Raw genomic sequence first — 26,571 nt, forward strand, 5'->3', positions numbered from 1 at the left:
CAGGCAGCACGCATGGTCGAAAAGCTGGGCGATCCGGTCGGTGGTGGCGTCTACAACGTCTACACCGGGCAACCGGCGGGCACGGCCACCCCAACCGCTGCCCAGTTGGGCCTCGAGCCGCCGCGGTTCTGCGCGGAGTGCGGCCGGCGAATGATCGTGCAAGTTCGTCCCGATGGCTGGCGGGCACAGTGTTCCCGCCACGGACAGGTGGATTCGTCCGACCTGGAGACGCAGCGGTGACCGGCGAATCTGTACCTCAGGATTCTGCAGCGCCGCAGGCTGTCACCGTGCCGGGGGCACCGCCAGCCGCTCGAACATCCCGTAGAACTGCAGCCGTCACGGTAGTGCTCGGCTTGTCGCTGACCGGTGTGGTGGTCGGTGCGCTGTGGGCCTGGATAGCGCCACCGATTCATGCGGTTGTGGCGCTCACCCGCACGGGCGAACGGGTGCACGACTATTTGGGCGAAGAATCGCAAAACTTCTTCATCGCCCCGTTCTTGATGCTCGGATTGTCGGGTGTGGTGGCGGTGGTGGCGGCAGTGTTGGTGTGGCAGTGGCGCGAATACCGGGGACCGGGGATGGTCGTCGCGCTTTCGGTCGGCTTGGTCGGCGCTGCGGCCGCAGCGGCGGCGGTGGGGGCGTTGCTGGTTCGGTTGCGCTACGGCGCGCTGGATTTCGACACCGTGCCGCTGGCAAGCGGCGATCATTCGTTGACGTACGTCACGCAGGCGCCGCCGGTGTTCTTTGCCTGGCGGCCGTCGCTGGTAGCGGCCACGCTACTGTCGCCGGCGGCCACCGCGTCACTGGTGTACGCGCTGATCGCGGCCGGGACCGCACGTGATGACTTGGGCCGCTGTCCGGTTGCTGAGCAGGCGTCGAACGCGCCGACCGAGCCGGTGTCAGAAGCCGGAGTGGCTTAACCGCCGTCAGAGCGGTCGGCGGTGGACTTTACGTCCGGTGATGACCTTGGCGGCAATGACGGCCAGTCGGGCCATGCCGGCGTAGGTCATCGGGTTGAACATGGTAGGCCAAGTTGTCCGGATGACATGTTCGCTCAGCGGGCGCCCGGCGAATCGGTCGGTGAGCCAGCGCAGCGTCATCGGAGCCGACAGCGGGTGCAGCACCATGTGTTCGTTGAAGGCATCCCGATGGTAGGTGACTCTGGCGCCGCCGGCCGAATACGCCTCGGCCAGCGCGTCGATGTCGTCGACGTCGATGAGATAGTCGTGGACCGCCTGCACGATCAGGACCGGGGGTGCCGGTACCGCCGCACCCAGCTTGATGTCCTGGAAGACGTGCACGATCTCGGGGGTGGACAGGATATCCTCGAGCGGCTCGTCCAAATAGTCGCCCAAGTTCTTGTTCGCCGTGCGGACGACCGCCTCGATGGTCGTCATCCCCTCCAGCCGCTTGAGCAGGTCGATCCCGGCGTCGTTGGCGTGTTGCTTGATCACCCGGTCCAGCCCGGGGTAAGTGTGTGCGAGCGCAGCCACCACCAGCGAGGGCAGACCAGCGAGCAGGGTGCCGTTGAGCCGGCGGAAAGTGTTACCCAGGTCGCCGACCGGTGATCCCAGCACCGCCCCGACGATGTCCAGCTCCGGCGCGTAGTCCCCGGACATTTCAGCGGCCCAGGCGCTGGCGAGACCGCCGCCCGAGTAGCCCCACAGCCCGATCGGCGCCGACGGGGACAACCGGAGACGTTCCGAATTCAGGGCCGCGCGGATGCCGTCCAGGACGCGGTAGCCGGGCTCGTACGGAGCCCCCCACAGTCCCCGCGTGCCCTCGTGGTCGGGTACCGAGACCGCCCAACCCTCTGCGACGGCGGCGGTGATCAGCAACAGCTCCAGCTGAGTCAATGAGCCGAGGCCCTTGGCCCGGCGCCGCAGCGCATAGGACGGAAAGCAGCGGGAGGTTATGGCGTCGATCGCACACTGGTACGACAACAGCGGACAGGTCTTCCCCGGTGCGGCTTCGGCGGGCAGGATCACCGTGGTCACCGTCGCCTCGGGGTTGCCGTTCATATCGGTCGTCCGGTACAGCAGCTGGGTCGCAGTGATCGATTGCGGTATCAAACCCAGAAACGCCAGCTCGACGTCGCGTGATCGCAGTACCGTTCCGGGCTCGGCATGCTGGTAGCCCGCCGGCGGCTGATAAAAGGGATCGTCGCACGGCAGCAGTGGGCGCACCTTGCGCTGCAACTCCTCATGCGTTGGCCGGCCGATCCATTCCGCGGCGCGCGCATCCGCCAGATTGCCGACGCTAACCATCAGGCTCCCTTCTCGGCCTTGGCGTCTCGCGCATCAATCCGTCCCGGACCAGGAGACAGCGCAATTAGCCCAGTCATAGTCAGGCACCGGCACCTCAACGGCGGCCAGCGCCTCTTAGCTACCTCTTATATAGCCTTACTCAGTTCTTATGCAACTTACGGCATCGTCGGTTGCTGGAGCGATAAGGGGGCGGCGTGCCGCTCGTCACAATCGATGACCTGGGCAATCAGATCCGGTGAGACCGCGATCCTTGCCGACACGCCGGCCCGGAAATGCTCCGGAAGCCGAAGCTGTCGTGCCCGGAATCTTCAGGCTTGGCCGGGAGGCCGCAATGCGGCGAATTCGTCGGTGACCCTCAGCTGCGAATCGGTGAACCGGTAGAGCGCCGCCGGGCGGCCGCCGCTGCGCCCGGATTGGGCCACGGTACCGGTCTGCGTGATCACCTTGCGACGCGCCAGGACCCGCTGCAGGTTCGTGGCATCGACTTGATAGCCCAACGCGGCACCGTAGATACCGCGCAGCGTGGACAGCGCGAATTCTTTGGGAGCCAAGGCGAACCCGATATTGGTGTACGACATTTTGGCGACCAGCCTGGCGCGGGCATGGGCCACCATCGGGCCATGGTCGAAAGCCATCGGCGGCAGTGAATTCACCGGATGCCAGCGGGTATCGTCGGGCAACTCCGGGGTCGCGGGGGAGGGAACCAGCCCGAGGAAGGTCGACGCGATCACCCGAGTGCCCGGCACCCGATGCGGATCGGAGAACACGGCCAGCTGTTCGAGATGGGACAGCTCACGCAGATCGACTTTCTCGGCCAACTGGCGGCGAACCGAGGTTGTCAAATCCTCGTCGTTGCGCAGCCGTCCCCCCGGCAGCGACCACGCGCCCTTCTGCGGGTCCTGGGCGCGTTCCCATAACAGCACGTTGAGCTGCGGCTTCTCGGCACTCGACCGTTGCTCCCGGCCGACGGTGACCATGCGAACCTGGAATACGACGGCCAGCACTTCATGCGCGGTGTTACCATGGGGCATGTTTTCGATTGTAAGTCGAAAACCTGCTGGCGTGAAAGGAGCCGCAGTGACGGTCTTGAGTCGCATGGACACGCTCGGCACGGGCATTACCGACATGACCGCCCGGATCACTGATACGCCAACCGGCTATACCGGGGTCGAGGGCGACGCGCGGTGGGCCGCGGAAGTGCGCCGGGTGGCACGATTACGCGGAGCCACGATACTGGCCCACAACTATCAGCTCCCCGCCATTCAAGACGTCGCCGACCATATTGGGGATTCACTGGCACTGTCGCGCATCGCCGCCGATGCGCCCGAAGACACCATCGTTTTCTGCGGCGTGCACTTCATGGCTGAGACCGCCAAGATCCTTAGCCCGCACAAGACGGTGCTGATTCCCGACCAACGGGCCGGCTGCTCACTGGCCGAGTCCATCACTGCTGACGAATTGCGTGCCTGGAAGGCTGAGCACCCCGGCGCGGTCGTCGTCTCCTACGTCAACACCACAGCCGAGGTGAAGGCGCTCACCGATATCTGCTGCACGTCGTCGAACGCAGTCGACGTGGTCGCGTCCATCGACCCTGATCGCGAGGTGCTGTTCTGCCCGGACCAATTTCTCGGCGCACACGTGCGCCGCGTCACCGGCCGCCAGAATTTGCACGTATGGGCCGGCGAATGCCATGTGCACGCCGGGATCAACGGTGACGAGCTCACCGACCAGGCGCGCGCCAATCCCGACGCGGAGCTGTTCGTACACCCGGAATGTGGCTGCGCTACCTCGGCGCTCTACCTGGCCGGCGAAGGCGCCTTCCCGCAAGAGCGGGTGAAGATCCTGTCCACCGGTGGCATGCTCGACGCTGCCCGCCGAACGCGTGCCCGCAAGGTGCTGGTGGCCACCGAGGTCGGAATGCTGCATCAACTGCGGCGCGCGGCGCCGGACGTGAACTTTCAGGCGGTCAACGACCGTGCGTCCTGCAAGTACATGAAGATGATCACGCCCGCGGCTTTGTTGCGTTGTCTGGTGGAGGGGGCCGACGAAGTCCACGTCGACCCCGACGTGGCGGCTGCGGGCCGACGCAGTGTCCAGCGGATGATCGAAATCGGACAGCCCGGCGGTGGCGAATGAGGACCGCTCCCGCCTGGCGCGATGCCGTCGACGTCGTTGTGGTCGGTACCGGCGTGGCCGGCCTGGCCGCCGGGCTGGCGGCCCATCGCGCGGGACGCAGCGTCGTGGTGCTCAACAAGGCGGCCCGGCTGGTCGGGGTGACCGCGACACACTACGCGCAGGGCGGCATAGCGGTGGTGCTGCCGGACACCGACGATTCCGTCGAGGCGCACGTCGCCGACACGCTGGCCGCGGGGGCCGGCTTGTGCGACGCCGAGGCGGTGTACTCGATCGTCGCCGACGGCTACCGTGCGGTTACCGAACTCGTCGGCGACGGAGCGCGATTCGACGAATCATCGCCCGGCCGTTGGGCACTCACGCGTGAAGGCGGGCACTCGCAGCGCCGTATCGTGCATGCCGGTGGCGATGCCACCGGCGCCGAGGTCCAGCGGGCGCTCGATCGCGCGGCCGGGGCGCTGGACATTCGCAGCAGCCATGTGGTCGTGCGGGTGCTTCACGACGACGCCGCGGTGACCGGCGTGTTGGTGCTCAGCTCGCACGGTCTCGGCATCATCAGTGCTCCGTCGGTGATCCTGGCCACCGGCGGGCTCGGGCAGTTGTACAGCGCGACCACCAACCCCGACGGCTCCACCGCCGACGGCATCGCGCTGGCGTTGTGGGCCGGTGTGGCGGTCAGCGACCTCGAGTTCGTCCAATTCCATCCGACGATGCTCTACGCGGTGGGCAGCGGCGGCCGGTGCCCGCTGGTCAGCGAGGCGCTGCGCGGCGAGGGAGCGAAATTGCTTGACCGCCAAGGCCGTTCCATTACGGCAGGCGTACACCCGATGGGTGACCTGGCGCCTCGCGATGTCGTCGCGGCGGCAATCGACGCACGGATGAGGGCCACCGGCGAGCCGTGCGTTTACCTCGACGCGCGTGGTATTGACGGTTTCGAATCGCGGTTCCCGACCGTCACCGGCTCGTGCCGGGCCGTCGGCATCGACCCGGTCCGCCGACCCATCCCGGTGGTCCCGGGCGCGCATTACAGCTGCGGCGGCGTCGTCACCGACGTATCCGGCCAGACCGAACTGCCCGGGTTGTTCGCCGCCGGTGAGGTTGCCCGCACCGGGATGCACGGCGCCAATCGGCTGGCCTCCAACAGTTTGCTCGAAGGCCTTGTGGTCGGCGGCCGGGCCGGAAGGGCTGCGGCCGCACATGCGGCGGTGGTCGGGCCGCGCCACGCGAACTTGCCTGAGCCGACCCTGCACACTGCCCCAGAGCGTGCCGAGCTGCAACGGGCGATGAGTCGGGAAGCATCGGTGGTGCGCACCGCCGACGGGCTGCAGCAGCTGTCCGGATCGCTGGCCGGGCCGGTGCGCAGGGTCGCGGGCCGTCGCGATTTCGAAGACGTGTCGCTGGCGGTTGCGGCCCGCGTCGTGGCTGCCGCCGCCTTGGCGCGCACCGAAAGCCGCGGCTGTCACCATCGTGCCGAGTACCAGGACGCCGCCCCGGAGCAGGCGCGCAGCATCGTGGTTCGGTTGGCCGATGACGACCACACGGTGGGTGTGCCGGCGTTGGCTGCGGTGGGCTGATGACGCTGTCTGACCGGGAACGGGATGCTGCTCGGGAGACCATTCGGCGCGGACTCGATGAGGATTTGAGCTTCGGGCCGGACGTCACCACGTCCGCGACGGTACCCGACGGCGCGGTGGCCACAGCGTCGATGGTTCCCCGGGAAGTCGGTGTGATCGCCGGAGTGGACGTCGCCCTGATGGTGCTGGACGAGGTGATCGGCAAGGGCGGATACCGGGTGCTCGACCGCGTCGATGACGGCGTGCGGCTGCAGCCGGGCGAGCCGTTGCTGACCCTCCGGGCCGACGTGCGCGGACTGCTGACCGCTGAGCGCACCATGCTCAACCTGATCTGCCACATGTCGGGAATCGCCACGGTGACTGCGGCTTGGGTCGACGCGGTGCACGGCACCAAGGCCAAGATCCGCGACACCCGCAAGACGTTGCCGGGTCTGCGTGCGTTGCAGAAATATGCGGTGCGCGTCGGCGGTGGCGTCAATCACCGGATGGGCCTTGGGGATGCGGCGTTGATCAAGGACAACCACGTCGCCGCCGCGGGATCGGTGGTCGAGGCGTTGCGAGCGGTGCGCACTGCCGCACCCGAGCTGCCGTGCGAGGTGGAGGTCGACTCGCTCGAGCAACTCGATGCGGTGTTGCCCGAAAAGCCCGAATTGATCCTGTTGGACAACTTCCCCGTGTGGCAGACCCAGACGGCGGTCCAGCGACGCGATGCACGCGCACCCACCGTGCTGCTCGAGTCGTCCGGCGGGCTCAGCCTCGAGACCGCGGCGACCTACGCCCGAACCGGGGTGGACTACTTGGCGGTGGGGGCGCTGACGCACTCGGTGCGCGTCCTCGATATCGGTTTGGATATGTAGGTCTAGCCGCACAGGAGGGTGCGCGCTGCCGGTTTGACGGCGTGCAGCGCGGCCGCATCGCCGGCGACGCGGGACAGGACCAGGGCTCCCTCGATCAACGAAACCACGGCGAGCGCAACCGATTCCGCATCGGTGGCCGCCCAAGCTTCGGCGTGAAGCCGCTCCGCGATCGCCGCACACCATCCTTTGAATGCGTGTGCGGAGGCCTCGCGGACCAGCGGGCTGGCGTGCACGGCTTCGGTGGCGATCGGCTCGATCGGGCAGCCGTCGCGATGGTCGCCGGCCAGTCCCGCGACCAACAGGTCGACCCATTGGTCGACGACGTCAGCCACCGGCCGGTCGGTGGCCAGGAACCTGCGCAGGAGTTGCTCGATGGCGGCCCCCGCCGTGCCGACGACCGCAGCGGCCAACTCTTGCTTGCCGTCGGGGAAGTGGTGGTAGAGCGACCCGGCTTTGACGCCCGCGTCGTCGAGGATCTGCTTCAGCCCGGTCGCTGCGTACCCCTGACGACGGAACAGCGTGGCGGCTGTATCGATCAACGCCGCACGGCTGTGATCTGGTCTGGGCATGGGTAAAAAATACTTGTCAATTCTTGAGTGATCACTCAAGAATATCGGAATGAGACAATTGGTTTTCGAAGAGACCGGGCGATACGGATGGCGCGAGGCGCCGGACCCGGTGCTCACCACCCCGGACCAAGCGCTGGTGAGGCCCCTGGTCGTGGCCTGCTGTGACCTCGATGTCGCGGTGGTCGATGGCCGGGCGCCGCTGCCACCCGGGTATCCGGTCGGTCACGAGGGGGTCGGCGAAGTCGTGGCGGTCGGCGACGCCGTCACCACCATCCGCGTGGGCGACCGGGTGGTGGTGCCCTTCCAGATCAGCTGCGGCACGTGCCGTGAATGTCGTCGCGGCATGACGGGCTCGTGCAACTCGGTGCCGCTGATGGCGATGTACGGGATGCGTCCGCTCGCCGGTCTGGATGGCGGTGGATTCATGGCCGACCTGGTGTCGGTGCCCTACGCCGACGCGATGCTGGTTGCGGTTCCTGCCGGCATCAATCCCAGCGACCTGATCGCCATTGCGTCGCTGTCGGACAACATTCCCGACGCCTGGCGCACCGTGGGGCCCTTCAAGGACGACTTGTCCGGGCTCGAGCCCGCCGACCGCCGGGTCTTGGTGGTCGGGCGGTTGTCGATCGGGCTGTACGCCGCGGCCTTCGCGGCGGCGCTGGGAGCTCACGTCGACTACGTCGACACTGACGCGCAGCGCCTCGCGGTCGCCGAAAAGCTCGGGGCAACCGTGCATGACCGGCCGAAGCCAGCCAAGGAGTGGGACCCGTATCCGGTCACGGTGCACACCTCGGCCGACCCGTCGGTGCTGGCCGCCACGCTACGGGCCACCTGGCCGGACGGAGTATGCACCGACACCGGGATCTACTACCAACCCACGGTCGAGATGCCGTTGCTGTCGATGTACACCCGTGGAGTGCGGTTTGTGACCGGCCGCGTCAACGCGCGTGCCGTCATCCCGGAAATCCTGGGCGTGATCGCCGGCGGCTGCGACCTATCGCCCGCCGTCGATCGCGTGGTGGCGTGGGACGACGCGCCGTCGGCCTGGCCGGCGATGACTGGAAAGACTGTGTTCGCCAGCGCCTGATCGCGCCTTGCCCCGACCCTGCTCCGAGGGTGTCGGGCGTGACGCGGGATACATCCCGCATCCGCAAGCCCGGAAGCACACGGAGCTGAGCTCAGGCGATGTCGGCGACGAATATTCCCATCCGACCCGCCTGCATGCGCGCCATAAACGGCAACCCCGCGCCGTCGGAACCGGCGGGCAGGATCCGCGGGTTGGTGATATGCACCTGACGGCGGGTGAACGTCACGTCGGCTTCGCCGGCGGCCAGCACGTTCTTGACCCAGTCGGTCTTGCCGTGGCCCAGCGCGATCGCCAGCACGTTTCCTTTACGGTAGGCGGTCACGATGGTGCGGTACGGCTTGCCGGATTTGCGGCCGCGGTGGGTGATGGTCGCTGCTCCGGGCAGGTAGCGGGCGATCGGTTTGAGCGCGGGATTGATGTATTTGATCTGGAAGTTCTCGAACCAGGGCGGGAACACCATCGGCACGCCGGGGGCGTTGTTTGGGTGATCCTTTGCCGACATGTGGCTACCTTTCCGGGATGGAGCCGTTCTACCGGCACTGTACCGGCCGGATATCGAGTTGAGCTGCTCTGGGACAATGGTCCACGTGACTAGACCGCCCGCGCTGCTGGCCCGTATCGATCTGCGGGGAGCGGAGTTGACGGCGGCGCGGCTGCGGGCGGCGTTGCCGCGCGGCGGCACCGACGTAGAGACCGTGCTGCCCAAGGTCCGGCCGATTGTGCAAGCAGTGGCCGAGCGCGGTGCCGAGGCTGCGTTGGACTTCGGCGAGTCGTTCGACGGAGTGCGCCCCGCGGCCGTGCGGGTGCCGGATTACGCGTTGGACTCCGCGCTGGCTGAACTCGCACCCGAGGTACGGGAAGCGCTGCAGGTGATGATCGACCGGACCCGCACAGTGCACGCCGACCAGCGCCGCAGCGACGTCACCACGACGCTGGGCCCCGGTGCGACGGTCACCGAGCGGTGGGTTCCCGTTCAGCGGGTCGGCCTGTATGTCCCCGGCGGCAACGCGGTGTACCCGTCGAGCGTGGTGATGAACGTGGTGCCCGCGCAGGTTGCCGGGGTCGACTCGCTGGTGGTGGCCAGCCCACCGCAGACCGGCTACGGCGGACTGCCGCATCCGACCATCCTGGCCGCGGCGCGGCTGTTGGGAGTCGACGAGGTCTGGGCCGTCGGCGGAGCCCAGGCGGTGGCGTTGCTGGCCTACGGCGGCAGCGACACCGAGGGCGCCGAATTGACGCCGGTCGACATGATCACCGGGCCGGGCAACATCTATGTCACGGCGGCAAAGCGACTGTGCCGCTCTCACGTCGGCATCGACGCCGAAGCCGGACCGACCGAGATCGCCATCCTCGCCGACCACACGGCCGATCCGGCGCATGTGGCCGCCGATTTGATCAGCCAGGCCGAACACGACGAGATGGCCGCCAGCGTGCTCGTCACCCCGAGTGAGCAGCTGGCCGACGCGACCGCCGACGAGTTGGCCGCTCAATTGCAGTCCACGGTGCACCGCGAACGCGTGACGGCGGCGCTGAGTGGTCACCAGTCGGCGATCATCCTCGTTGACGATGTGGAGGCCGGCATCAAGGTCGTCAACGCCTACGCCGCCGAGCATCTGGAGATCCAGACCGCCGATGCGCCGCAGGTTGCCGGTCGGATACGTTCGGCCGGAGCCATTTTCGTCGGACCCTGGGCCCCAGTCAGCCTGGGCGACTACTGCGCGGGGTCCAACCACGTGTTGCCGACGGCCGGCTGCGCCCGGCATTCCAGCGGCCTTTCGGTGCAAACCTTTCTGCGCGGCATCCATGTGGTCGACTACACCGAGGCGGCGCTCAAGGACGTTTCCGGGCACGTGATCACCCTGGCCAAGGCTGAAGACCTACCGGCTCACGGTGAGGCGGTACGGCGGAGGTTCGAGCGGTGACGGCGGCTAGACCGACGTTGGACGATCTGTCGCTGCGCGATGATCTCCGCAGCAAAACTCCTTACGGCGCACCACAATTGGCGGTACCGGTGCGGCTGAACACCAACGAGAACCCGCACCCACCCACCAAGGCGCTGGTCGACGACGTGGTCCGGTCGGTGCGGGCGGCCGCGGTCGACTTGCACCGCTACCCCGACCGGGACGCGGTGGCATTGCGACGTGACCTGGCCGGCTACCTCACCGTGCAAACCGGCGTCCAGCTCGGCGTCGAAAATGTCTGGGCCGCCAACGGATCCAACGAGATCCTGCAGCAGCTGCTGCAGGCGTTCGGTGGGCCGGGGCGCAGCGCGATCGGTTTCGTCCCGTCCTATTCGATGCACCCGATCATCGCCGGCGGCACCCACACCGAGTGGATGGAGACGGTGCGGGCCGACGACTTCAGCCTGGACATCAACGCCGCCGTCGCCGCCGTCGCGCGGCGACGGCCGGATGTGGTCTTCCTTGCCAGCCCCAATAACCCTACCGGACAAAGCGTTTCGTTGAGCGACCTGCGACGGCTGCTCGAGGTGGTGCCCGGGATCTTGATCGTCGACGAAGCATACGGTGAATTTTCGTCGCAGCCCAGCGCGGTGCGGTTGGTGGACGAGTATCCGACCAAGCTGGTCGTCAGCCGCACCATGAGCAAGGCGTTCGCCTTCGCCGGCGGCCGGCTCGGGTACTTGATCGCCACGCCGGCGTTGGTCGACGCGATGCTGCTGGTGCGGCTGCCCTATCACCTGTCCGCGGTCACTCAGGCAGCGGCGCGCGCCGCGTTGCGGCACGCCGACGATACCCTGGCCAGCGTCTCCGCGCTGATCGCCGAACGCGAGCGGGTGTCAACTGCCCTGTTCGCCATGGGTTTCCGGGTTGTCCCGAGTGATGCGAACTTCGTGCTGTTCGGCAAATTCGCCGACGCGTCGGCCGCCTGGCAGCATTATCTGGATGCCGGGGTCCTGATCCGCGATGTCGGTATTCCCGGTTACTTGCGCGCCACCACCGGCCTGGTCGGCGAGAACGACGCGTTCCTGCGGGCGAGCGCGCGAATCGCTGCCACCGAACTGGTCCCCGCCACCGGCCCAATAGGAGCGTCATGACCGCCCCCCCAACAGGCAACGGATCCCGTCGTGCGCGCGTCGAACGCCGCACCCGCGAATCCGACATCGTCATCGAATTGGATCTCGACGGCACCGGGCAGGTCGACGTCGACACCGGTGTGCCGTTCTACGACCACATGCTGACGGCGCTGGGCAGCCACGCCAGCTTCGACCTGACGGTGCGCACCAGGGGCGACGTCGAAATCGAAGCGCATCACAGTGTCGAGGACACCGCGATCGCGCTGGGGCAGGCGCTTGCGCAGGCTCTGGGTGACAAGAAGGGTATCCGCCGCTTCGGCGATGCCTTCATTCCGATGGATGAGACGCTGGCCCATGCGGCGGTCGATGTGTCCGGCCGGCCTTACTGCGTGCACACCGGAGAGCCGGATCATTTGCAGCACACCACGATCGCCGGCAGCGCGGTGCCCTACCACACCGTCATCAACCGGCACGTGTTCGAGTCGCTGGCGATGAACGCTCGCATCGCCCTGCACGTGCGCGTCCTGTACGGACGCGATCCGCACCACATCACCGAAGCCCAGTACAAGGCCGTCGCTCGCGCGCTGCGTCAGGCCGTCGAACCCGACCCCCGGATTTCCGGTGTGCCGTCCACCAAAGGTGTTCTGTGACAACGAAATCAGTTGTTGTCCTGGACTACGGCTCCGGCAACCTGCGGTCGGCCCAACGCGCGCTGCAGCGGGTCGGCGCGACGGTGGAAGTGACCGCCGACGCCAAGACTGCCGCCGCTGCCGACGGGCTGCTGGTGCCTGGCGTCGGAGCTTTTGAAGCGTGCATGACGGGTCTGCGCAAGATCGGGGGAGAGCGGATCATCGCCGAGCGGGTCGCGGCCGGGCACCCGGTGCTCGGCGTTTGTGTCGGCATGCAGATCATGTTCGCGCGCGGGGTCGAGTTCGGTGTGGAGACGCGAGGCTGCGGGCAGTGGCCCGGCGCGGTCACCCGGCTGGAGGCCCCGGTGATTCCGCACATGGGATGGAACGTGGTGAATGCCGCCGCGGGCAGCACGTTGTTCCGGGGCCTGGACGCCGGCGCCCGGTTCTATTTCGTGCATTCCTATGCCGCGCAGCGCTGGGAAGGGCGATCGGGGGCGCTGCTGACGTGGGCCACCCACCAGGTACCGTTCCTGGCCGCCGTGGAGGATGGACCGTTGGCCGCCACCCAGTTTCACCCCGAGAAGAGCGGGGACGCCGGAGCGGCCGTATTGAGCAACTGGGTTGAGGGACTTTGACATGGCGCTGATTTTGTTGCCCGCGGTGGACGTGGTCGACGGTCGTGCCGTTCGCCTGGTACAGGGCAAGGCCGGCAGTGAAACCGAGTACGGCTCGGCGCTGGACGCCGCGCTGGGCTGGCAGCGCGACGGCGCCGAGTGGATTCACCTGGTCGACCTCGACGCGGCGTTCGGGCGCGGCTCCAACCGCGAACTGCTGGCCGAGGTGGTGGGCAAGCTCGACGTCCAGGTCGAATTGTCGGGCGGCATTCGTGACGACGACTCCTTGGCCGCCGCGCTGGCCACCGGGTGCGCCCGGGTCAACCTGGGCACGGCCGCGCTGGAAAACCCGCAATGGTGCGCCCGGGTGATCGCCGAGCATGGCGACAAGGTCGCCGTCGGCTTGGATGTCCACATCGTCGATGGGCGGCACCGGTTGCGTGGACGCGGCTGGGAGACCGACGGCGGAGACCTGTGGGAAGTACTGGAACGCCTTGATAATGAAGGGTGTTCGCGGTTCGTCGTCACCGATGTCAGCAAGGACGGCACGCTGCGCGGTCCAAACCTCGACCTACTGCGCCAGGTCGCCGACCGCACCGAGGCGCCGGTGATCGCCTCGGGCGGGGTATCCAGCCTGGACGATTTGCGGGTCATCGCCACCCTTGCCGGCCGCGGGGTTGAGGGCGCCATCGTCGGTAAGGCCCTCTACGCCGGGCGGTTCACCTTGCCACAGGCGTTGGCCGCGGTACGGGAGTAGCCCTGCCATGGATCTGGCTGCGCAGCTGACACCGCTGGTCGAGCAGGCATCGGCGATTCTGGATGCCGCGGTGCCGCGGTTTCTGGACGGTCACCGTGCCGATTCCGCGGTCCGCAAGAAGGGCAACGACTTCGCCACCGAGGTCGACCTGGCGATCGAGCGCCAAGTGGTTGACGCGCTGGTGGCGGCCACGGGAATCGGCGTGCACGGCGAGGAATTCGGTGGCACTCCCGTCGACTCGCCCTGGGTATGGGTATTGGATCCGGTGGACGGCACGTTCAACTACGCCGCCGGGTCGCCGATGGCCGCGATCTTGTTGGGTCTGCTGCACCACGGCGATCCGGTGGCCGGCCTGACCTGGTTGCCGTTCATCGATGAGCGCTACACCGCAGTCACCGGCGGCCCGCTGATGAAAAACGGTGTTCCACGGCCGCGGTTGGCGCCCGCCAAGCTGGCCGACAGTCTCGTCGGCGTCGGCACGTTCAGCGCGGATTCCCGGGGCCGATTCCCCGGGCGCTATCGGTTGGCGGTGCTGGAGAACCTCAGCCGGATCTCGTCGCGGTTGCGCATGCACGGGTCGACCGGTATCGACCTTGTCTACGTTGCCGACGGAATCCTCGGTGGTGCAATAAGTTTCGGTGGCCACGTATGGGATCATGCGGCGGGCGTGGCTCAGGTGCGCGCCGCCGGCGGCGTCGTGACCAACTTGGCCGGCGACCCGTGGACTCCGGCAGCGCGTTCGGTGCTGGCCGCGGCGCCCGGCGTGCACGACGAGATCCTCGACATGCTGCGCGATACCGGGCAACCGGAGGACTACTGACATGTACGCCGATACCGGCCTTGCAGTGCGGGTGATCCCGTGTCTGGACGTCGACGGCGGGCGGGTGGTCAAGGGAGTCAACTTCGAGAACCTGCGGGATGCGGGCGATCCGGTGGAACTCGCCGCCGCCTATGACGCCGAAGGCGCCGACGAGCTGACGTTTCTCGACGTGACCGCGTCGTCGTCGGGTCGGGCCACCATGTTGGAGGTGGTGCGGCACACCGCCGAGCAGGTGTTCATTCCCCTCACTGTCGGCGGCGGGGTGCGCACCGTGGCCGACGTGGATGCGTTGCTGCGCGCGGGAGCCGACAAGGTTTCGGTCAACACCGCCGCGATCGCCCGCCCCGATCTGCTAGCTGATATGGCACGGCAATTCGGCTCCCAGTGCATCGTGTTATCGGTCGACGCGCGCACCGTGCCCGTCGGCTCACCTCCGACGCCGTCGGGCTGGGAGGTCACCACCCACGGCGGCCGTCGTGGCACCGGCATCGACGCCGTGGAGTGGGCGGCCCGCGGGGCCGACCTGGGAGTGGGGGAGATTCTGCTGAACTCGATGGACGCCGACGGCACCAAGGCCGGCTTCGATCTCGCGATGCTGCGCGCGGTTCGGGCCGCGGTCACCGTGCCGGTCATCGCCAGCGGCGGCGCCGGCGCGGTGGAACACTTCGCGCCTGCGGTCGCCGCGGGAGCCGATGCGGTGTTGGCCGCCAGCGTCTTTCATTTCCGAGAATTGACCATCGGGCAGGTGAAGGCCGCCATGGCCGCGGCGGGGATCACGGTGCGATGAGCCTCGACCCCGCGATCGCCGCTCGCCTCAAGCGCAACGCCGACGGCTTGTTCACCGCGGTCGTGCAGGAGCGCGGCAGCGGCGCTGTACTGATGGTCGCCTGGATGGACGACGACGCATTGGCCCGCACCCTGGAAACCCGTGAGGCCACCTATTTTTCGCGATCCCGCGGCCAGCAATGGGTCAAGGGCGCGACCTCGGGGCACACCCAGCGCGTACATTCGGTGCGCCTGGACTGTGACGGGGACGCCGTCCTGCTGACGGTCGACCAGGTCGGCGCAGCCTGCCACACCGGCGACCACAGCTGCTTTGACGCCGACGTGCTGCTGGAACCCGAGGGCTAGCGGGCGGCCACATCCAGGCCGTCGGCGGCGGCCAGATCGGCCTCGCGGTTGAAGTGCTGACGAAACTCGAAGTCGCCGGTCAGTTCGCGGGGCAGGATCGTGAGGGCATCGCGCCGCGGCAGCCGGGGGTGCTGCGCCGGGTACGCCTTTCCCATCCCGCCTGCGCCGAGCCGGCGCACGATGGTGTGTCCGGCGAACAACTCGCCTTCACTGAGGCCGTCACTCTGGCCGGCGTCGGTCGGCATGTGAGCACGCTACTGACGCGGCGCCTGGGCCCCACCGCGCGCTTGCGGACCACCTCGGTGCCATCCCCGTTGCGGCGGACACGCAATTCGGCGCGCGGCGACCCCTTTCGGTGCGCGGCGAATATGTCCAGAAATGACAGGCACCTACTTCGGCTCCCGCCAACCGGCTTAGGGGATGACCGGCCGGCTGATGGCATCGGCAACAATGGCGGTCGATGGTCAAACGCGTGCCCTGGAGCGTGGTGGCGCCGGTGCTTGCGTTCATCGCGCTGGCATTGACGTGGGGCCAGAAAATCGAGCCACTGATGGGCCTGTTTATGGCGGTGTTGCTTGCCGGTGCGGTCCTGGCTGCGGTCCATCACGCCGAGGTGGTCGCGCACCGGGTCGGTGAGCCGTTCGGGTCACTGGTGTTGGCCATCGCGGTGACCGTGATCGAGGTCGCCCTCATTGTCACGCTCATGGCCGGCGGAGGGCACGAGACGGCAACGCTTGCCCGCGATACCGTGTTCGCCGCGGTCATGATCACGACCAATGGGATCGCCGGGTTGGCGCTGCTGCTTGGTTCCCGGCGCTACGGAGTGACACTGTTCAACGACCAGGGCAGCGGTTCCGCCCTGGCCATGGTCACCACGTTGGCAACGTTGAGCCTGGTATTGCCCACGTTTACCACCAGCAAGCCGGGGCCGCAGTTTTCCCCCAGCCAGCTCGCCTTCGCCGCGGCCGCCTCGTTGGGCTTGTATCTACTTTTCGTGTTCACGCAAACGGTCCGGCATCGGGATTTCTTCTTGCCGGTGGCCCAAAAGGGCGCCGTCGATGATAACCGCCATGCGGAACCTCCGAGTACCCGCGTGGCGTTGCGCAGCCTCGGGCTTCTGCTGGTCGCGCTGGTGACGGTGGTGGGCCTGGCCAAGGTGGAATCGCCGATCATCGAGCGCGGCGTCGCGGCGGTCGGGTTTCCGCCGTCGTTCGTCGGCGTGGTGATCGCCATGCTGGTGCTGCTCCCAGAGACGCTGGCGGCAGCGCGCGCGGCCAGGCAGGGTCGCCTGCAAATCAGCCTGAACCTGGCGTACGGCTCCGCGATGGCCAGCATCGGGTTGACCATCCCGACGATTGCCCTGGCCTCGCTCTGGTTGAGCGGCCCGCTGTTACTCGGTCTCGGTCCGACCCAATTGGTGCTGCTGATACTGACCGTCGCGGTCAGCATGCTGACGGTGGTACCGGGGCGGGCCACCCGGCTGGAAGGCGAGGTGCATTTGGCGTTGCTGGCCGCGTATCTATTTCTTTCGATTGTCCCGTGAAGCCGCGTCAAGACCGCGCGCGCAGCGTCTCCAGCGCCTTGTCGGCGTGAGTGTCCATGCTGAATTCGCTGGAGATCACGTCGAGCACCGTGCGGTCGGTGTCGATGACGAAGGTGGTCCGCTTGACCGGCAGCAACTTGCCCAGCAGGCCCCGCTTGACGCCGAATTGGGTGGCGACGCTGCCCTCGGTGTCGGACAGCAGCGGGTAGTCGAAGTGCTGCATGTCGGCGAACTTGGCCTGCTTGTGAACGGGATCGGCGCTGATGCCGACCCGAGTGGCGCCAACGGCGGCGAATTCTGCCGCCAAGTCGCGGAAGTGGCAGGCTTCCTTGGTGCAGCCCGGCGTCATGGCCGCCGGGTAGAAGAACAGAACCACCGGTCCGTCGGACAGCAGCGTACTGAGCTTGCGAGGCGAGCCGGTCTGGTCGGGAAGCTCGAAGTCGGCCACGGTGTCACCAGTTTTCATGGCGGTCAGGCTACGCCGACCGGCCGACTCTGCTCGGAGAGGATCTCGACCGGGGGGTGGTCGAGCAGAGTTGTCGACGGGACCGGGGATAGCCGGGGGTCACGGGGGATCGGGGTGGCGGCGCCGGATCGGCTCGCGGTTTGCGGGTCGACGGGGCGGGGAGGCGCGGTCGGAAAACATTTCCGAAGAAACCCGCACCAGTTTGCTGACTACCGGGATTTGGTGCCGCGATTGTCATAAAGTTCTGGTACCTAACTGCTTGCGTTAACCGGGAGCGCCACGGCCGTCACCGTGGATTTGTGGGGTCAGCCCGGGCAGGCCACCTAGGAAGGGACGGCTGTGATGAATTTTTCGGTATTGCCGCCGGAGGTCAATTCGGCGCGGATGTTTGTCGGTGCAGGCCCGGGTCCGATGCTGTCGGCGGCGGCGGCCTGGGATGGGCTGGCCGCCGAGTTGCAGGCTGCGGCAACCTCGTTTTCGTCGGTGACCTCGGAGCTGGCGGGCGCTGCCTGGCAGGGGCCGGCGTCGACGGCGATGGCAGCCGCGGCCGCACCCTACATGGGGTGGCTGACCGCGGCGGCGGCGCAGGCGGGCGGGGCTGCCGGATACGCCCGGGCCATGGTGAGCGCCTTCGAGGCTGCGCAGGCGGCCACGGTGCAACCGATCATGGTGGCGCTCAACCGCAATGCGTTCGTGCGGATGGTGCTGACGAATTGGTTCGGGCAGAACTGCCCGGCGATCGCGGGCGCCGAGGCCGAGTATGAGCAGATGTGGGCCCAGGACGTGGCCGCGATGGCCGGCTATCACGGCAGCGCCTCGGCGGTGGCCGCGCGGCTGACCCCATTCCAGCGGATGCTGCAAAGCCTGCCGGGCCAGGTGAGTGCGTCCGCCCCGGCGGCCGCCCCGGCGGGTCCGGACATCGCCTTGTCGATGTTCGGGACGACGCTGTTCCAGTCGGGCACAGCGCACGCCACCTCCGGTTTCGGGGGTGTTGCGTTTGCCTTCGGCGCCAACAGCAATGCCACCGCCAACACCACCATGCTCACCCCGGGCTTAGGTTCCTTCGCCACTGCCATCGGCAACAACAACACTGCCGTGGCCAACGGCACCCTGTGCACGGCAACCGTGTTGGGCAACTACAGCAATGCCACCGGGGGCTTCGGCGGGCTCGGCAGCACCGCCTTCGTCACCGGCGACCACTCTGGAGCTTCTGCCGGGTTCAGCAATCGCGACTTCGGCAACCTTGCCGCCGTCTCCGGTAACTACAGCTCGGCTCTTGCCGGGTCCGGCAGCGGCAACGCGGCCGTGACCTTCGGTAACGACAACACGGTGAGGGCCGGGGGCAACCCGGCTGTCGCGGGCGGCCCCACCAGCAACCTCAACCTTGGCTTCGCCCAGGGGAACAACAGCAATGTCATGGCCGGGACCCTTGCCAATAACTCCAGTAACGCCAACGTCGCCGGCGTCTTCCTCGGCAACCACAGCATTGCCAATGCTAGCGACGGCAACGCCAACATCGCAGCCGTCGTCTCCGCCACCAACGGCCACGCCCAAGCGGGCTCTGGCAACGCCAACATCGCCGGCGTCTACGCCGGCACCGGCGGTTCCGCCCAAGCCGGCTTTGGCAATCTCAACGCGGCTGCGGTCTCGGGCCTGCTCCCCGGCACCAATAACCTCACGGCGAATGCCCTAGGAAGCTTGAAGACCACCTTCAAGTTCTTGCCGCCGGCATTGGACTTCTTGGGGCCGTAAGGTTCGGTCAGGCCGCGCGGGCCCCGGCAAGCCAGTCCTTGCTCACCCGCGATTCGACGGCGGACAGGCGGCGCGCCAGCGGTGCGGGTCCGATCCGGAGTTCCGCGTCGGCAGCGGTGTCTCCGGCAAAACCGGACCGCGAGGTCAGGCCGGTGCTGATCGGCGAATCTGGTTGGATGGGTCGGTGCACGCCAACCTTGCAACCACGACCACGCGGGCGGATTTCCGCGTGCTGGCGGCAGAGCACCGGGTGGTTCCGGTGTCTCGCAAGGTCTTGGCCGACAGCGAAACTCCGCTGTCGGCGTACCGCAAACTTGCCGCCAACCGGCCGGGCACTTTCCTGCTCGAGTCAGCCGAGAACGGCCGGTCGTGGTCGCGATGGTCCTTCATCGGCGCCGGGGCGCCAACGGCGTTGACGGTGCGTGACGGCGAAGCGGTGTGGCTGGGCACGGTCCCGAAGGATGCCCCCACCGGCGGCGACCCACTGGCCGCGCTGCAGGCGACCCTGGACCTTCTTGCCACAGCGGCGCCGAGTCAGTCCGAGCCCGGGTTTCCGCCGCTGTCGGGCGGCATGGTCGGCTTTTTCGCCTATGACATGGTGCGGCGCCTCGAAAGGTTGCCCGAACTGGCTGTCGACGATCTGCAGCTGCCGGATATGCTGCTGATGCTGGCCACTGATGTGGCGGCGGTCGACCACCACGAGGGCACCATCACGCTGATCGCCAACGCGGTGAATTGGAACGGCACCGACGAGCGGGTCGACTGGGCCTACGACGACGCCGTTGCGCGCCTGGACGTGATGACCGCGGCACTGGGTCAGCCACTACCGTCGACGGTCGCCACCTTCAGCACGCCCGAGCCGCGATACCGTGCCCAGCGCACCGTCGAAGAGTACGGCGCGATCGTCGAATATCTGGTCGAACAAATCGCTGCCGGCGAGGCCTTCCAGGTGGTGCCCTCGCAGCGCTTCGAGATGGACACCGACGTCGATCCGATCGATGTCTACCGAATCCTGCGGGTGACCAACCCGAGTCCCTACATGTATCTGCTTCAGATACCGAATAGTGCTGGCGCAATCGACTTTTCGATTGTCGGATCCAGTCCCGAGGCGCTGGTCACCGTCCATGAGGGCCGAGCGACGACCCACCCCATCGCCGGTACTAGGTGGCGCGGAAACACCGACGACGAGGATCAGCTGCTGGAAAAGGAGCTGCTGGCCGACGACAAAGAACGGGCCGAGCACCTGATGCTGGTCGACTTGGGCCGCAACGACCTCGGCCGAGTCTGTACGCCGGGCACCGTTCGGGTCGAGGATTACAGCCACATCGAACGCTATAGCCACGTCATGCACCTGGTGTCGACGGTGACCGGTCTGCTCGACCAGGGCCACACCGCCCTGGACGCGGTGACCGCCTGCTTCCCTGCGGGCACGCTTTCGGGCGCGCCCAAGGTGCGGGCGATGGAGTTGATCGAAGAGGTGGAAAAGACCCGCCGCGGTTTGTACGGCGGCGTGGTGGGCTACCTCGACTTCGCCGGCAACGCCGACTTCGCGATCGCCATCCGCACCGCGCTGATGCGCAACGGCACCGCCTACGTCCAGGCCGGTGGCGGCGTGGTGGCCGACTCCAACGGGCCTTACGAATACAACGAGGCCCGCAGCAAAGCGCGGGCGGTGCTCAACGCGATTGCCGCCGCCGAGACGCTGGCCAGTCCGGATTGCGGCCCGGCGTCGACGCGGGGCGTGGAGCGGCCCGATCAAGGCTCGATCTGGGTATCCGGCGGTGACTGACGCCGGGCCGGTCCGGTCCCGTCGGCTGACCAGTCGGCTGATGATCGGGATGGCCCAGTTATTGCTGGTCATTGCCGCCGGGGGGCTGTGGGCGGCGTCGCGGCTGCCGTGGGTTGTCATTCGCTCGTTCGACGGGCTGGGGCCGCCCCGGCAGCTGACGTTGACTGGTGGGACGTGGTCGACTGCGTTGCTGCCGGTAGCGATGTTGCTGTTGGCCGCGGCGGTGGCGGCACTCGCAGTGCGCGGCTGGCCGCTGCGGGTGTTGGCGGCCCTGCTGGCGGCGGCGAGCTTCGCGGTCGGCTATCTCGGCATCAGCCTGTGGGTGATTCCCGACGTCGCGGCCCGTGGCGCCGAACTCGCCCATGTCCCGCTGACGGCCCTGGTTGGCAGCGGACGTTACTACTGGGGTGCAGCGGTGGCGGTGGGCGCTGCGATGTGCACCCTGATGGCCGCCGCGGTGCTGCTGCGCTCGGCGTCGATTGCCGGGTCGGCTCATCCGGGCCCTACAAGATACGCCGGACCTGCGGCGCGCCAGGCTACGGCCGGCCGCGACGACGACGGACCGATGTCGGAACGAATGATTTGGGATGCCCTTGACCACGGTGTCGACCCGACCGACCGACCGCACGGGTCTGACACCGAGGGTCGGTGACGAAGCGCGCGCCGAGGGCCGCTACCCTTCATGAACGTCATCGCAATCGGCTGCGGGGCGTGGGTCACGGTGATGACGGTTGCAGACCGTTGGAGACCGTTGGGAAAGGAAACAGCAGGCATGAGTCCGGCAACCGTGCTTGACTCCATCCTCGAGGGAGTCCGGGCCGACGTAGCCGCGCGCGAAGCACGTGTCAGCCTGCCGGAGATCAAGGCTGCCGCGGCTGCGGCGCCGCCGCCGCTTGACGTGATGGCGGCGCTGCGCGCGCCCGGCATCGGGGTGATCGCCGAGGTCAAACGGGCCAGCCCATCGGCGGGCTCCCTGGCGACCATCGCCGATCCGGCGAAGCTGGCTCGGGCCTACGAAGGTGGCGGCGCCCGCATCATCAGCGTGTTGACCGAGGAGCGGCGGTTCCACGGTTCCCTCGATGATCTCGACGCGGTACGTGCGGCTGTCTCGATTCCGGTGTTGCGCAAAGACTTTGTGGTGCAGCCCTATCAGATTCACGAGGCCCGTGCCCACGGTGCCGACATGCTGTTGCTCATCGTCGCCGCACTCGACCAGTCGGCGTTGGTGTCGATGCTGGACCGCACCGAATCACTGGGTATGACCGCGCTCGTCGAAGTGCACACCGAGCAGGAAGCCGACCGGGCGTTGAAGGCCGGCGCCAAGGTCATCGGGGTCAACGCCCGCGATCTCACGACCCTGGAGGTTGATCGGGATTGCTTCGCGCGAATCGCTCCCGGGCTGCCCAGCAACGTGATCAGGATCGCCGAGTCCGGGGTCCGCGGCACCGGCGACCTGCTGGCGTACGCCGGCGCGGGCGCTGATGCGGTACTCGTCGGCGAAGGTCTGGTGAAAAGCGGTGATCCGCGTGCGGCGGTTGCCGATCTGGTCACTGCGGGCACCCACCCGTCCTGCCCGAAGCCGGCTCGTTAGTCGTTGATGACCCGCGTGCACCTCGAGCGTCGGTGATGGCAGATCTATCTCGCCCGGACCTTCCGCGCACGAGTGCCGCCATCGCCGAACGGACCAGCCACGATCCTGATTCCGGCGGTCATTTCGGGGGCCCCGGCGGCTATGGTGGCCGCTACGTTCCCGAGGCGCTGATGGCGGTGATCGAGGAGGTCACCGTCGCCTACGAGAAGGAACGCGTCAACCAGGACTTCCTGGACACCCTGGACGCGTTGCAAGCCAACTATGCCGGCCGCCCGTCGCCGCTGTACGAAGCAACCCGACTCAGCGAGCATGCCGGGTCAGCACGACTGTTCTTGAAGCGAGAAGACCTGAACCACACGGGTTCTCACAAGATCAACAACGTGCTCGGTCAGGCGTTGCTGGCCCGCCGGATGGGTAAGACCCGCGTGATCGCCGAGACGGGCGCCGGCCAGCACGGGGTGGCCACCGCCACCGCATGCGCGCTGCTGGGTCTGGAGTGCGTTATCTACATGGGTGCCGTCGATACCGCGCGCCAGGCGCTCAACGTGGCACGGATGCGGCTGCTCGGCGCGCAGGTCGTCTCCGTGCAGACCGGCTCCCAAACGCTCAAGGACGCCATCAACGAGGCGTTCCGGGATTGGGTCAGCAACGCCGACAGCACGTACTACTGCTTCGGCACGGCCGCCGGGCCGCATCCCTTCCCCACCATGGTGCGCGACTTTCAGCGAATCATCGGCATGGAGGCACGCGTCCAGATCCAGGACCAGGCAGGCAGGTTGCCGGACGCGGTGGTGGCGTGCGTGGGCGGCGGATCCAATGCGATCGGTATCTTTCACGCGTTCCTCGACGATCCGCGGGTGCGACTGGTCGGATACGAGGCGGCCGGTGACGGCGTCGAGACCGGTCGGCACGCGGCAACATTCACCGGAGGTTCGCCCGGTGCGTTCCAGGGCTCGTACTCCTACCTGTTGCAGGACGAAGACGGCCAGACCATCGAATCGCATTCGATTTCAGCAGGTCTGGACTATCCCGGAGTCGGCCCCGAACATGCATGGCTCAAGGAGACCGGACGCGTCAGCTACGAACCGATCACCGACTCCGAGGCGATGGAGGCGTTCGGTCTGCTGTGCCGGATGGAAGGGATTATCCCTGCCATCGAATCCGCGCACGCGGTGGCCGGTGCGCTCCGGCTGGGGACTGAATTGGGAAGGGGCGCAGTCATTGTGGTGAACCTGTCAGGCCGCGGCGACAAGGACGTCGAGACAGCCGCCAGATGGTTCGGCCTGCTGCCACCCGGCGCCGACGCGGACAGGGGTCTGTTTGACGATGACCGTTGAGCAGCGTGAAACGAGCAAGCTGGGGCCGCTTTTCGAGTCGTGCCGGGCGACTGGTCGTGCGGCGTTGATCGGCTATCTGCCCACCGGCTATCCCGACGTGCGCACGTCGGTGGAAGCTATGACTGCGCTGGTCGAATCTGGTTGTGACATAGTCGAAGTCGGTGTTCCGTATTCGGACCCGGGTATGGACGGACCCACCATCCAGCGGGCTACCGAGGCGGCTTTGCGTGGGGGAGTGCGGATCCGCGATACGTTGGCCGCGGTCGAGGCGATCAGCCGGGTCGGTGGCAATGCCGTGGTGATGACGTACTGGAACCCGGTGCTGCGCTACGGAGTCGACGCGTTCGCCCGGGACCTCGCAGCGGCCGGCGGGCGGGGCCTCATCACTCCCGACCTGATTCCCGACGAGGCGCAGCCCTGGTTCGCCGCATCCGACGAACATCGATTGGACCGCATTTTTCTGGTGGCGCCGTCGTCGACGCCCGAACGATTGGCAATCACGGTCAAGGCGTCGCGTGGGTTCGTCTATGCGGCGTCGACGATGGGGGTGACCGGGGCGCGCGATGTGGTTTCACAGGCCGCGCCCGAGCTGGTGGGGAGGGTGAAGGCGGTGTCGGACATACCGGTCGGGGTCGGGTTGGGGGTGCGGTCACGAGAACAGGCGGCGCAGATCGCAGGGTACGCCGATGGTGTCATCGTCGGCTCGGCGTTGGTGTCGGCACTGGGTGCGGGCTTGCCGACGCTGCGGGCACTGACGGAGGAACTTGCCGCCGGGGTCCGCGAAAGGCCGGCCTCATGACCACGACGTGGCTCGCGTACATCCCCAGCCCGCCGCGCGGCGTCTGGCACCTCGGGCCGCTGCCCATTCGCGCCTACGCGCTGTTCATCATCACCGGCATCATCGTGGCCTTACTGATCGGCGACCGACGCTTTGCGGCCCGCGGCGGTGAGCGCGGCGTAATCTACGACATCGCGCTGTGGATGGTGCCTTTCGGCTTGATCGGCGGCAGGCTCTACCACCTGGCCACCGATTGGCGTACATATTTCGGCCACGGTGGCGCCGGGTTTGCCGCGGCACTGCGAATCTGGGATGGCGGCCTGGGCATCTGGGGCGCGATCGCCCTCGGCGCCGTCGGGGCGTGGATCGCCTGTCGGCGCCGCGGAATTCCGCTGCCGGCCTTCCTGGACGCGGCCGCCCCCGGAGTCGTTTTGGCGCAGGCTATTGGCCGGCTCGGAAATTACTTCAATCAAGAACTCTACGGCCGCGAGACCACAGTGCCGTGGGGACTGGAGATCTTCTACCGGCGCGATCCCGCCGGATTCGTCGACGTTCATTCCCTTGACGGTGTCTCGACCGGGCAGCTCGCGGTCGTCGTGCACCCCACGTTCCTCTACGAATTGCTGTGGAACGTACTAGTATTCGGGGTGCTGATCTATCTGGATCGGCGTTTCACGATCGGCCATGGGCGATTGTTCGGGCTATATGTCGCGCTTTATTGCGTCGGGCGATTCGGTGTCGAGCTGATGCGTGACGATACCGCCACACACATCGCCGGAATCCGGATCAATTTGTTCACATCGACTTTCGTGTTCATCGGCGCCGTGGTGTATGTGATCTTGGCGCCGAAGGGCCGCGAGGATCCGGCCACGGTGCGTGGCACCGCCGTGGTCGGCGAGGAAGCGGCCGAGGCTGAGGAAGCGGCCGAGCCCGAGGCGGAGCTCTCGGCTGTGGCTTCGGGCTCGGCGGCTGTCACCGCAGTCGCTAGGGCTGCCGGTGCCGAAGACGACGAACCGACTGAGTCGTCAGAAACACAGCGAGCCGGCGACCTCGCCGAGCCGCACACATTGAAGGCCCAGTCCGCGGCGTCCAAGGGCGGCGCATCCGAGGCCCAACAAGAGGAGACCGAGGAGCCGGCAACCGGTGAGGTAGCGGCCGAGGTGGCCCCCGAGGCTGAAGAGTCCGAAGACGCAGACGCTGAAGAAGCTGAAGAGGCCGAGGCTGAGCCGGAGCCTGTGCCCGAGGAGCCTGAGGTCGACGAAGCTCGAGCCGAAGAATCGGAACCCGTTGTCGACGAGCCCGAGGCCGAGTCGGCAACTGATGAGGGTGAGCCTGCACAGGCTGAAGGCGAATCGGAGACCGGGGAGCCGGAGCTCGCTGCGCCATCCGTGACCGAAACCGAGGCCGAAGAGTCCGAAGTCGAAGAGCCTGAAGCGGGTTCCGACGCTGAAGAAACCGAGCCGCCGGAGGCTGGAGCTCCCGAGGCTAAGGCCGGCGAGGCTGAAGCTCCGGAGGTTGAAGCCCCGGAGCCCCAAGCCGAAAAGGCCGAGCCGGACACCGCAGACACCGAATCCGAAGAGGCCGAGTCGCACGAGCCGCCCGCTCAGGCGCAGGCTTCGGCGACTGACGCGGAGGACACCACCGCGCCGAAGCCGGTGGAAGCGGATGCTTCCGGCGGCGCTGAGGACCAGGATGCCGACCCGGATGATCACCGTGATGGCGACCGGGCACCGCGCGTTCCCAGCTCGCCGACGTCGGACAGCACCGGCTCGACACGGCAGGGCTGGCGGGCTCGGTTGCGGAACCGGCGACAGCGGTCGGGACGGTAGCCGGCGGCGCG

General features: G+C 67.4%; 28 protein-coding genes and 1 pseudogene. 22 read left to right on the forward strand and 7 right to left on the reverse strand.

The genetic code is table 11. The annotated features are described in order from the left end of the window. Positions 1-12 precede the first annotated feature (12 nt). Both bsaP and EET10_RS12940 read left to right on the forward strand, forming a co-directional pair. On the forward strand, positions 13-240 hold the full coding sequence (gene bsaP / locus EET10_RS12935; RefSeq protein ID WP_036400905.1) for a biotin synthase auxiliary protein BsaP: 228 nt from the start codon (positions 13-15) through the stop codon (positions 238-240). Positions 241-287: 47 nt separating this feature from the next. Continuing rightward, complete coding sequence (locus EET10_RS12940; protein ID WP_063468606.1) at positions 288-920, forward strand: DUF2567 domain-containing protein; 633 nt, start codon at positions 288-290, stop codon at positions 918-920. Between the two features lie 6 nt (positions 921-926). Here EET10_RS12940 and EET10_RS12945 read toward each other — a convergent pair whose 3' ends face one another. Both EET10_RS12945 and EET10_RS12950 read right to left on the reverse strand, forming a co-directional pair. Then, positions 927-2,267, reverse strand: a complete 1,341-nt coding sequence (locus tag EET10_RS12945; RefSeq protein ID WP_036400902.1) for a lipase family protein — start codon at positions 2,265-2,267, stop codon at positions 927-929. Positions 2,268-2,575: 308 nt separating this feature from the next. After that, positions 2,576-3,298, reverse strand: coding sequence for an NUDIX hydrolase (locus EET10_RS12950; RefSeq protein WP_036400900.1), 723 nt, complete (start codon positions 3,296-3,298; stop codon positions 2,576-2,578). A gap of 46 nt (positions 3,299-3,344) precedes the next feature. On the opposite strand from EET10_RS12950, the gene nadA reads away from it, so the two are divergent. From nadA to nadC, 3 genes are read left to right on the forward strand one after another with little or no spacing between them, the layout of a single operon-like run. Then, the gene (gene nadA / locus EET10_RS12955; RefSeq protein WP_063468585.1) at positions 3,345-4,403 is read left to right on the forward strand and encodes a quinolinate synthase NadA; all 1,059 of its coding nucleotides are present in this window, start codon (positions 3,345-3,347) and stop codon (positions 4,401-4,403) included. Beyond that, positions 4,400-5,974, forward strand: a complete 1,575-nt coding sequence (locus EET10_RS12960; RefSeq protein ID WP_036400898.1) for an L-aspartate oxidase — start codon at positions 4,400-4,402, stop codon at positions 5,972-5,974. Before nadA ends, EET10_RS12960 begins: the two co-directional genes overlap by 4 nt. Continuing rightward, positions 5,974-6,831, forward strand: coding sequence for a carboxylating nicotinate-nucleotide diphosphorylase (gene nadC, locus EET10_RS12965; RefSeq protein WP_122502201.1), 858 nt, complete (start codon positions 5,974-5,976; stop codon positions 6,829-6,831). Before EET10_RS12960 ends, nadC begins: the two co-directional genes overlap by 1 nt. A gap of 2 nt (positions 6,832-6,833) precedes the next feature. On the opposite strand, the gene EET10_RS12970 is transcribed toward nadC, so the two are convergent. Next, positions 6,834-7,400: a TetR/AcrR family transcriptional regulator gene (locus EET10_RS12970; protein WP_122502202.1), complete on the reverse strand. Its 567-nt coding sequence runs from the start codon at positions 7,398-7,400 to the stop codon at positions 6,834-6,836. 49 nt (positions 7,401-7,449) lie between these two features. Here EET10_RS12970 and EET10_RS12975 point away from each other — a divergent pair, with 49 nt between their 5' ends. Next, positions 7,450-8,487 carry an alcohol dehydrogenase catalytic domain-containing protein gene (locus EET10_RS12975; protein WP_036400892.1) on the forward strand — a complete coding sequence of 346 codons (1,038 nt, stop codon included), beginning with the start codon at positions 7,450-7,452 and terminating at the stop codon, positions 8,485-8,487. A 91-nt stretch (positions 8,488-8,578) separates the two neighbouring features. Here EET10_RS12975 and EET10_RS12980 read toward each other — a convergent pair whose 3' ends face one another. Then, positions 8,579-8,989: a nitroreductase family deazaflavin-dependent oxidoreductase gene (locus EET10_RS12980; protein ID WP_036400889.1), complete on the reverse strand. Its 411-nt coding sequence runs from the start codon at positions 8,987-8,989 to the stop codon at positions 8,579-8,581. Between the two features lie 103 nt (positions 8,990-9,092). Between EET10_RS12980 and hisD the strand changes: the two genes are divergently transcribed. The 8 genes from hisD to hisI are packed head-to-tail and all read left to right on the forward strand — an operon-like array spanning position 9,093 to position 15,475. Further along, entirely contained in the window at positions 9,093-10,409 is a 1,317-nt protein-coding gene (gene hisD / locus EET10_RS12985; protein ID WP_099188775.1) for a histidinol dehydrogenase, read from the forward strand. Next, on the forward strand, positions 10,406-11,542 hold the full coding sequence (locus EET10_RS12990) for a histidinol-phosphate transaminase (RefSeq protein WP_036400886.1): 1,137 nt from the start codon (positions 10,406-10,408) through the stop codon (positions 11,540-11,542). Before hisD ends, EET10_RS12990 begins: the two co-directional genes overlap by 4 nt. Beyond that, positions 11,539-12,171: an imidazoleglycerol-phosphate dehydratase HisB gene (hisB, locus tag EET10_RS12995; protein WP_063468588.1), complete on the forward strand. Its 633-nt coding sequence runs from the start codon at positions 11,539-11,541 to the stop codon at positions 12,169-12,171. Before EET10_RS12990 ends, hisB begins: the two co-directional genes overlap by 4 nt. Beyond that, positions 12,168-12,788: an imidazole glycerol phosphate synthase subunit HisH gene (hisH, locus tag EET10_RS13000; protein WP_036400880.1), complete on the forward strand. Its 621-nt coding sequence runs from the start codon at positions 12,168-12,170 to the stop codon at positions 12,786-12,788. Before hisB ends, hisH begins: the two co-directional genes overlap by 4 nt. Before the next feature lies 1 nt (position 12,789). Then, entirely contained in the window at positions 12,790-13,524 is a 735-nt protein-coding gene (priA, locus tag EET10_RS13005) for a bifunctional 1-(5-phosphoribosyl)-5-((5-phosphoribosylamino)methylideneamino)imidazole-4-carboxamide isomerase/phosphoribosylanthranilate isomerase PriA (RefSeq protein WP_036400877.1), read from the forward strand. Positions 13,525-13,531: 7 nt separating this feature from the next. After that, entirely contained in the window at positions 13,532-14,344 is an 813-nt protein-coding gene (locus tag EET10_RS13010; protein WP_036400875.1) for an inositol monophosphatase family protein, read from the forward strand. Position 14,345: 1 nt separating this feature from the next. Then, a complete protein-coding gene (gene hisF, locus EET10_RS13015; RefSeq protein WP_036400873.1) occupies positions 14,346-15,131 on the forward strand; it encodes an imidazole glycerol phosphate synthase subunit HisF in 786 nt (261 codons plus the stop codon). Then, a complete protein-coding gene (hisI, locus tag EET10_RS13020; protein WP_036400870.1) occupies positions 15,128-15,475 on the forward strand; it encodes a phosphoribosyl-AMP cyclohydrolase in 348 nt (115 codons plus the stop codon). Before hisF ends, hisI begins: the two co-directional genes overlap by 4 nt. A 26-nt stretch (positions 15,476-15,501) precedes the next feature. Here hisI and EET10_RS13025 read toward each other — a convergent pair. Continuing rightward, positions 15,502-15,720, reverse strand: a pseudogene (locus EET10_RS13025) (serine/threonine-protein kinase); the annotation flags it as partial. 215 nt (positions 15,721-15,935) lie between these two features. Between EET10_RS13025 and EET10_RS13030 the strand changes: the two are divergent. Next, positions 15,936-17,018, forward strand: a complete 1,083-nt coding sequence (locus EET10_RS13030; protein ID WP_063468591.1) for a calcium:cation antiporter — start codon at positions 15,936-15,938, stop codon at positions 17,016-17,018. 7 nt (positions 17,019-17,025) lie between these two features. Here the strand turns inward: EET10_RS13030 and EET10_RS13035 are convergent, their stop codons facing one another. Continuing rightward, positions 17,026-17,484, reverse strand: a complete 459-nt coding sequence (locus tag EET10_RS13035; protein ID WP_036400868.1) for a peroxiredoxin — start codon at positions 17,482-17,484, stop codon at positions 17,026-17,028. 342 nt (positions 17,485-17,826) lie between these two features. Here EET10_RS13035 and EET10_RS29980 point away from each other — a divergent pair, with 342 nt between their 5' ends. Further along, entirely contained in the window at positions 17,827-19,236 is a 1,410-nt protein-coding gene (locus EET10_RS29980; RefSeq protein WP_051490351.1) for a PPE family protein, read from the forward strand. Positions 19,237-19,243: 7 nt separating this feature from the next. Here the strand turns inward: EET10_RS29980 and EET10_RS13045 are convergent, their stop codons facing one another. Further along, on the reverse strand, positions 19,244-19,426 hold the full coding sequence (locus EET10_RS13045) for a hypothetical protein (RefSeq protein WP_063468592.1): 183 nt from the start codon (positions 19,424-19,426) through the stop codon (positions 19,244-19,246). Between EET10_RS13045 and EET10_RS13050 the strand changes: the two genes are divergently transcribed. The 6 genes from EET10_RS13050 to EET10_RS13075 all read left to right on the forward strand — a co-directional run bounded on the left by EET10_RS13050 (position 19,421) and on the right by EET10_RS13075 (position 26,560). Continuing rightward, a complete protein-coding gene (locus EET10_RS13050) occupies positions 19,421-21,025 on the forward strand; it encodes an anthranilate synthase component I (protein WP_122502203.1) in 1,605 nt (534 codons plus the stop codon). The two genes, EET10_RS13045 and EET10_RS13050, sit on opposite strands and share 6 nt — an antisense overlap. Before the next feature lie 40 nt (positions 21,026-21,065). Further along, complete coding sequence (locus EET10_RS13055) at positions 21,066-21,677, forward strand: TIGR02234 family membrane protein (protein ID WP_063468607.1); 612 nt, start codon at positions 21,066-21,068, stop codon at positions 21,675-21,677. A gap of 120 nt (positions 21,678-21,797) precedes the next feature. Continuing rightward, complete coding sequence (gene trpC / locus EET10_RS13060) at positions 21,798-22,616, forward strand: indole-3-glycerol phosphate synthase TrpC (protein ID WP_036401395.1); 819 nt, start codon at positions 21,798-21,800, stop codon at positions 22,614-22,616. A 35-nt stretch (positions 22,617-22,651) separates the two neighbouring features. Then, positions 22,652-23,953: a tryptophan synthase subunit beta gene (trpB, locus tag EET10_RS13065; RefSeq protein ID WP_036400866.1), complete on the forward strand. Its 1,302-nt coding sequence runs from the start codon at positions 22,652-22,654 to the stop codon at positions 23,951-23,953. Further along, on the forward strand, positions 23,943-24,752 hold the full coding sequence (gene trpA / locus EET10_RS13070; protein WP_036400864.1) for a tryptophan synthase subunit alpha: 810 nt from the start codon (positions 23,943-23,945) through the stop codon (positions 24,750-24,752). The genes trpB and trpA overlap by 11 nt, the downstream gene beginning before the upstream one ends. Next, the gene (locus EET10_RS13075) at positions 24,749-26,560 is read left to right on the forward strand and encodes a prolipoprotein diacylglyceryl transferase (RefSeq protein WP_099188339.1); all 1,812 of its coding nucleotides are present in this window, start codon (positions 24,749-24,751) and stop codon (positions 26,558-26,560) included. Before trpA ends, EET10_RS13075 begins: the two co-directional genes overlap by 4 nt. Positions 26,561-26,571: the final 11 nt, after the last annotated feature.

The organism is Mycobacterium pseudokansasii (assembly GCF_900566075.1).
Taxonomy (GTDB): Bacteria; Actinomycetota; Actinomycetes; order Mycobacteriales; family Mycobacteriaceae; genus Mycobacterium; species Mycobacterium pseudokansasii.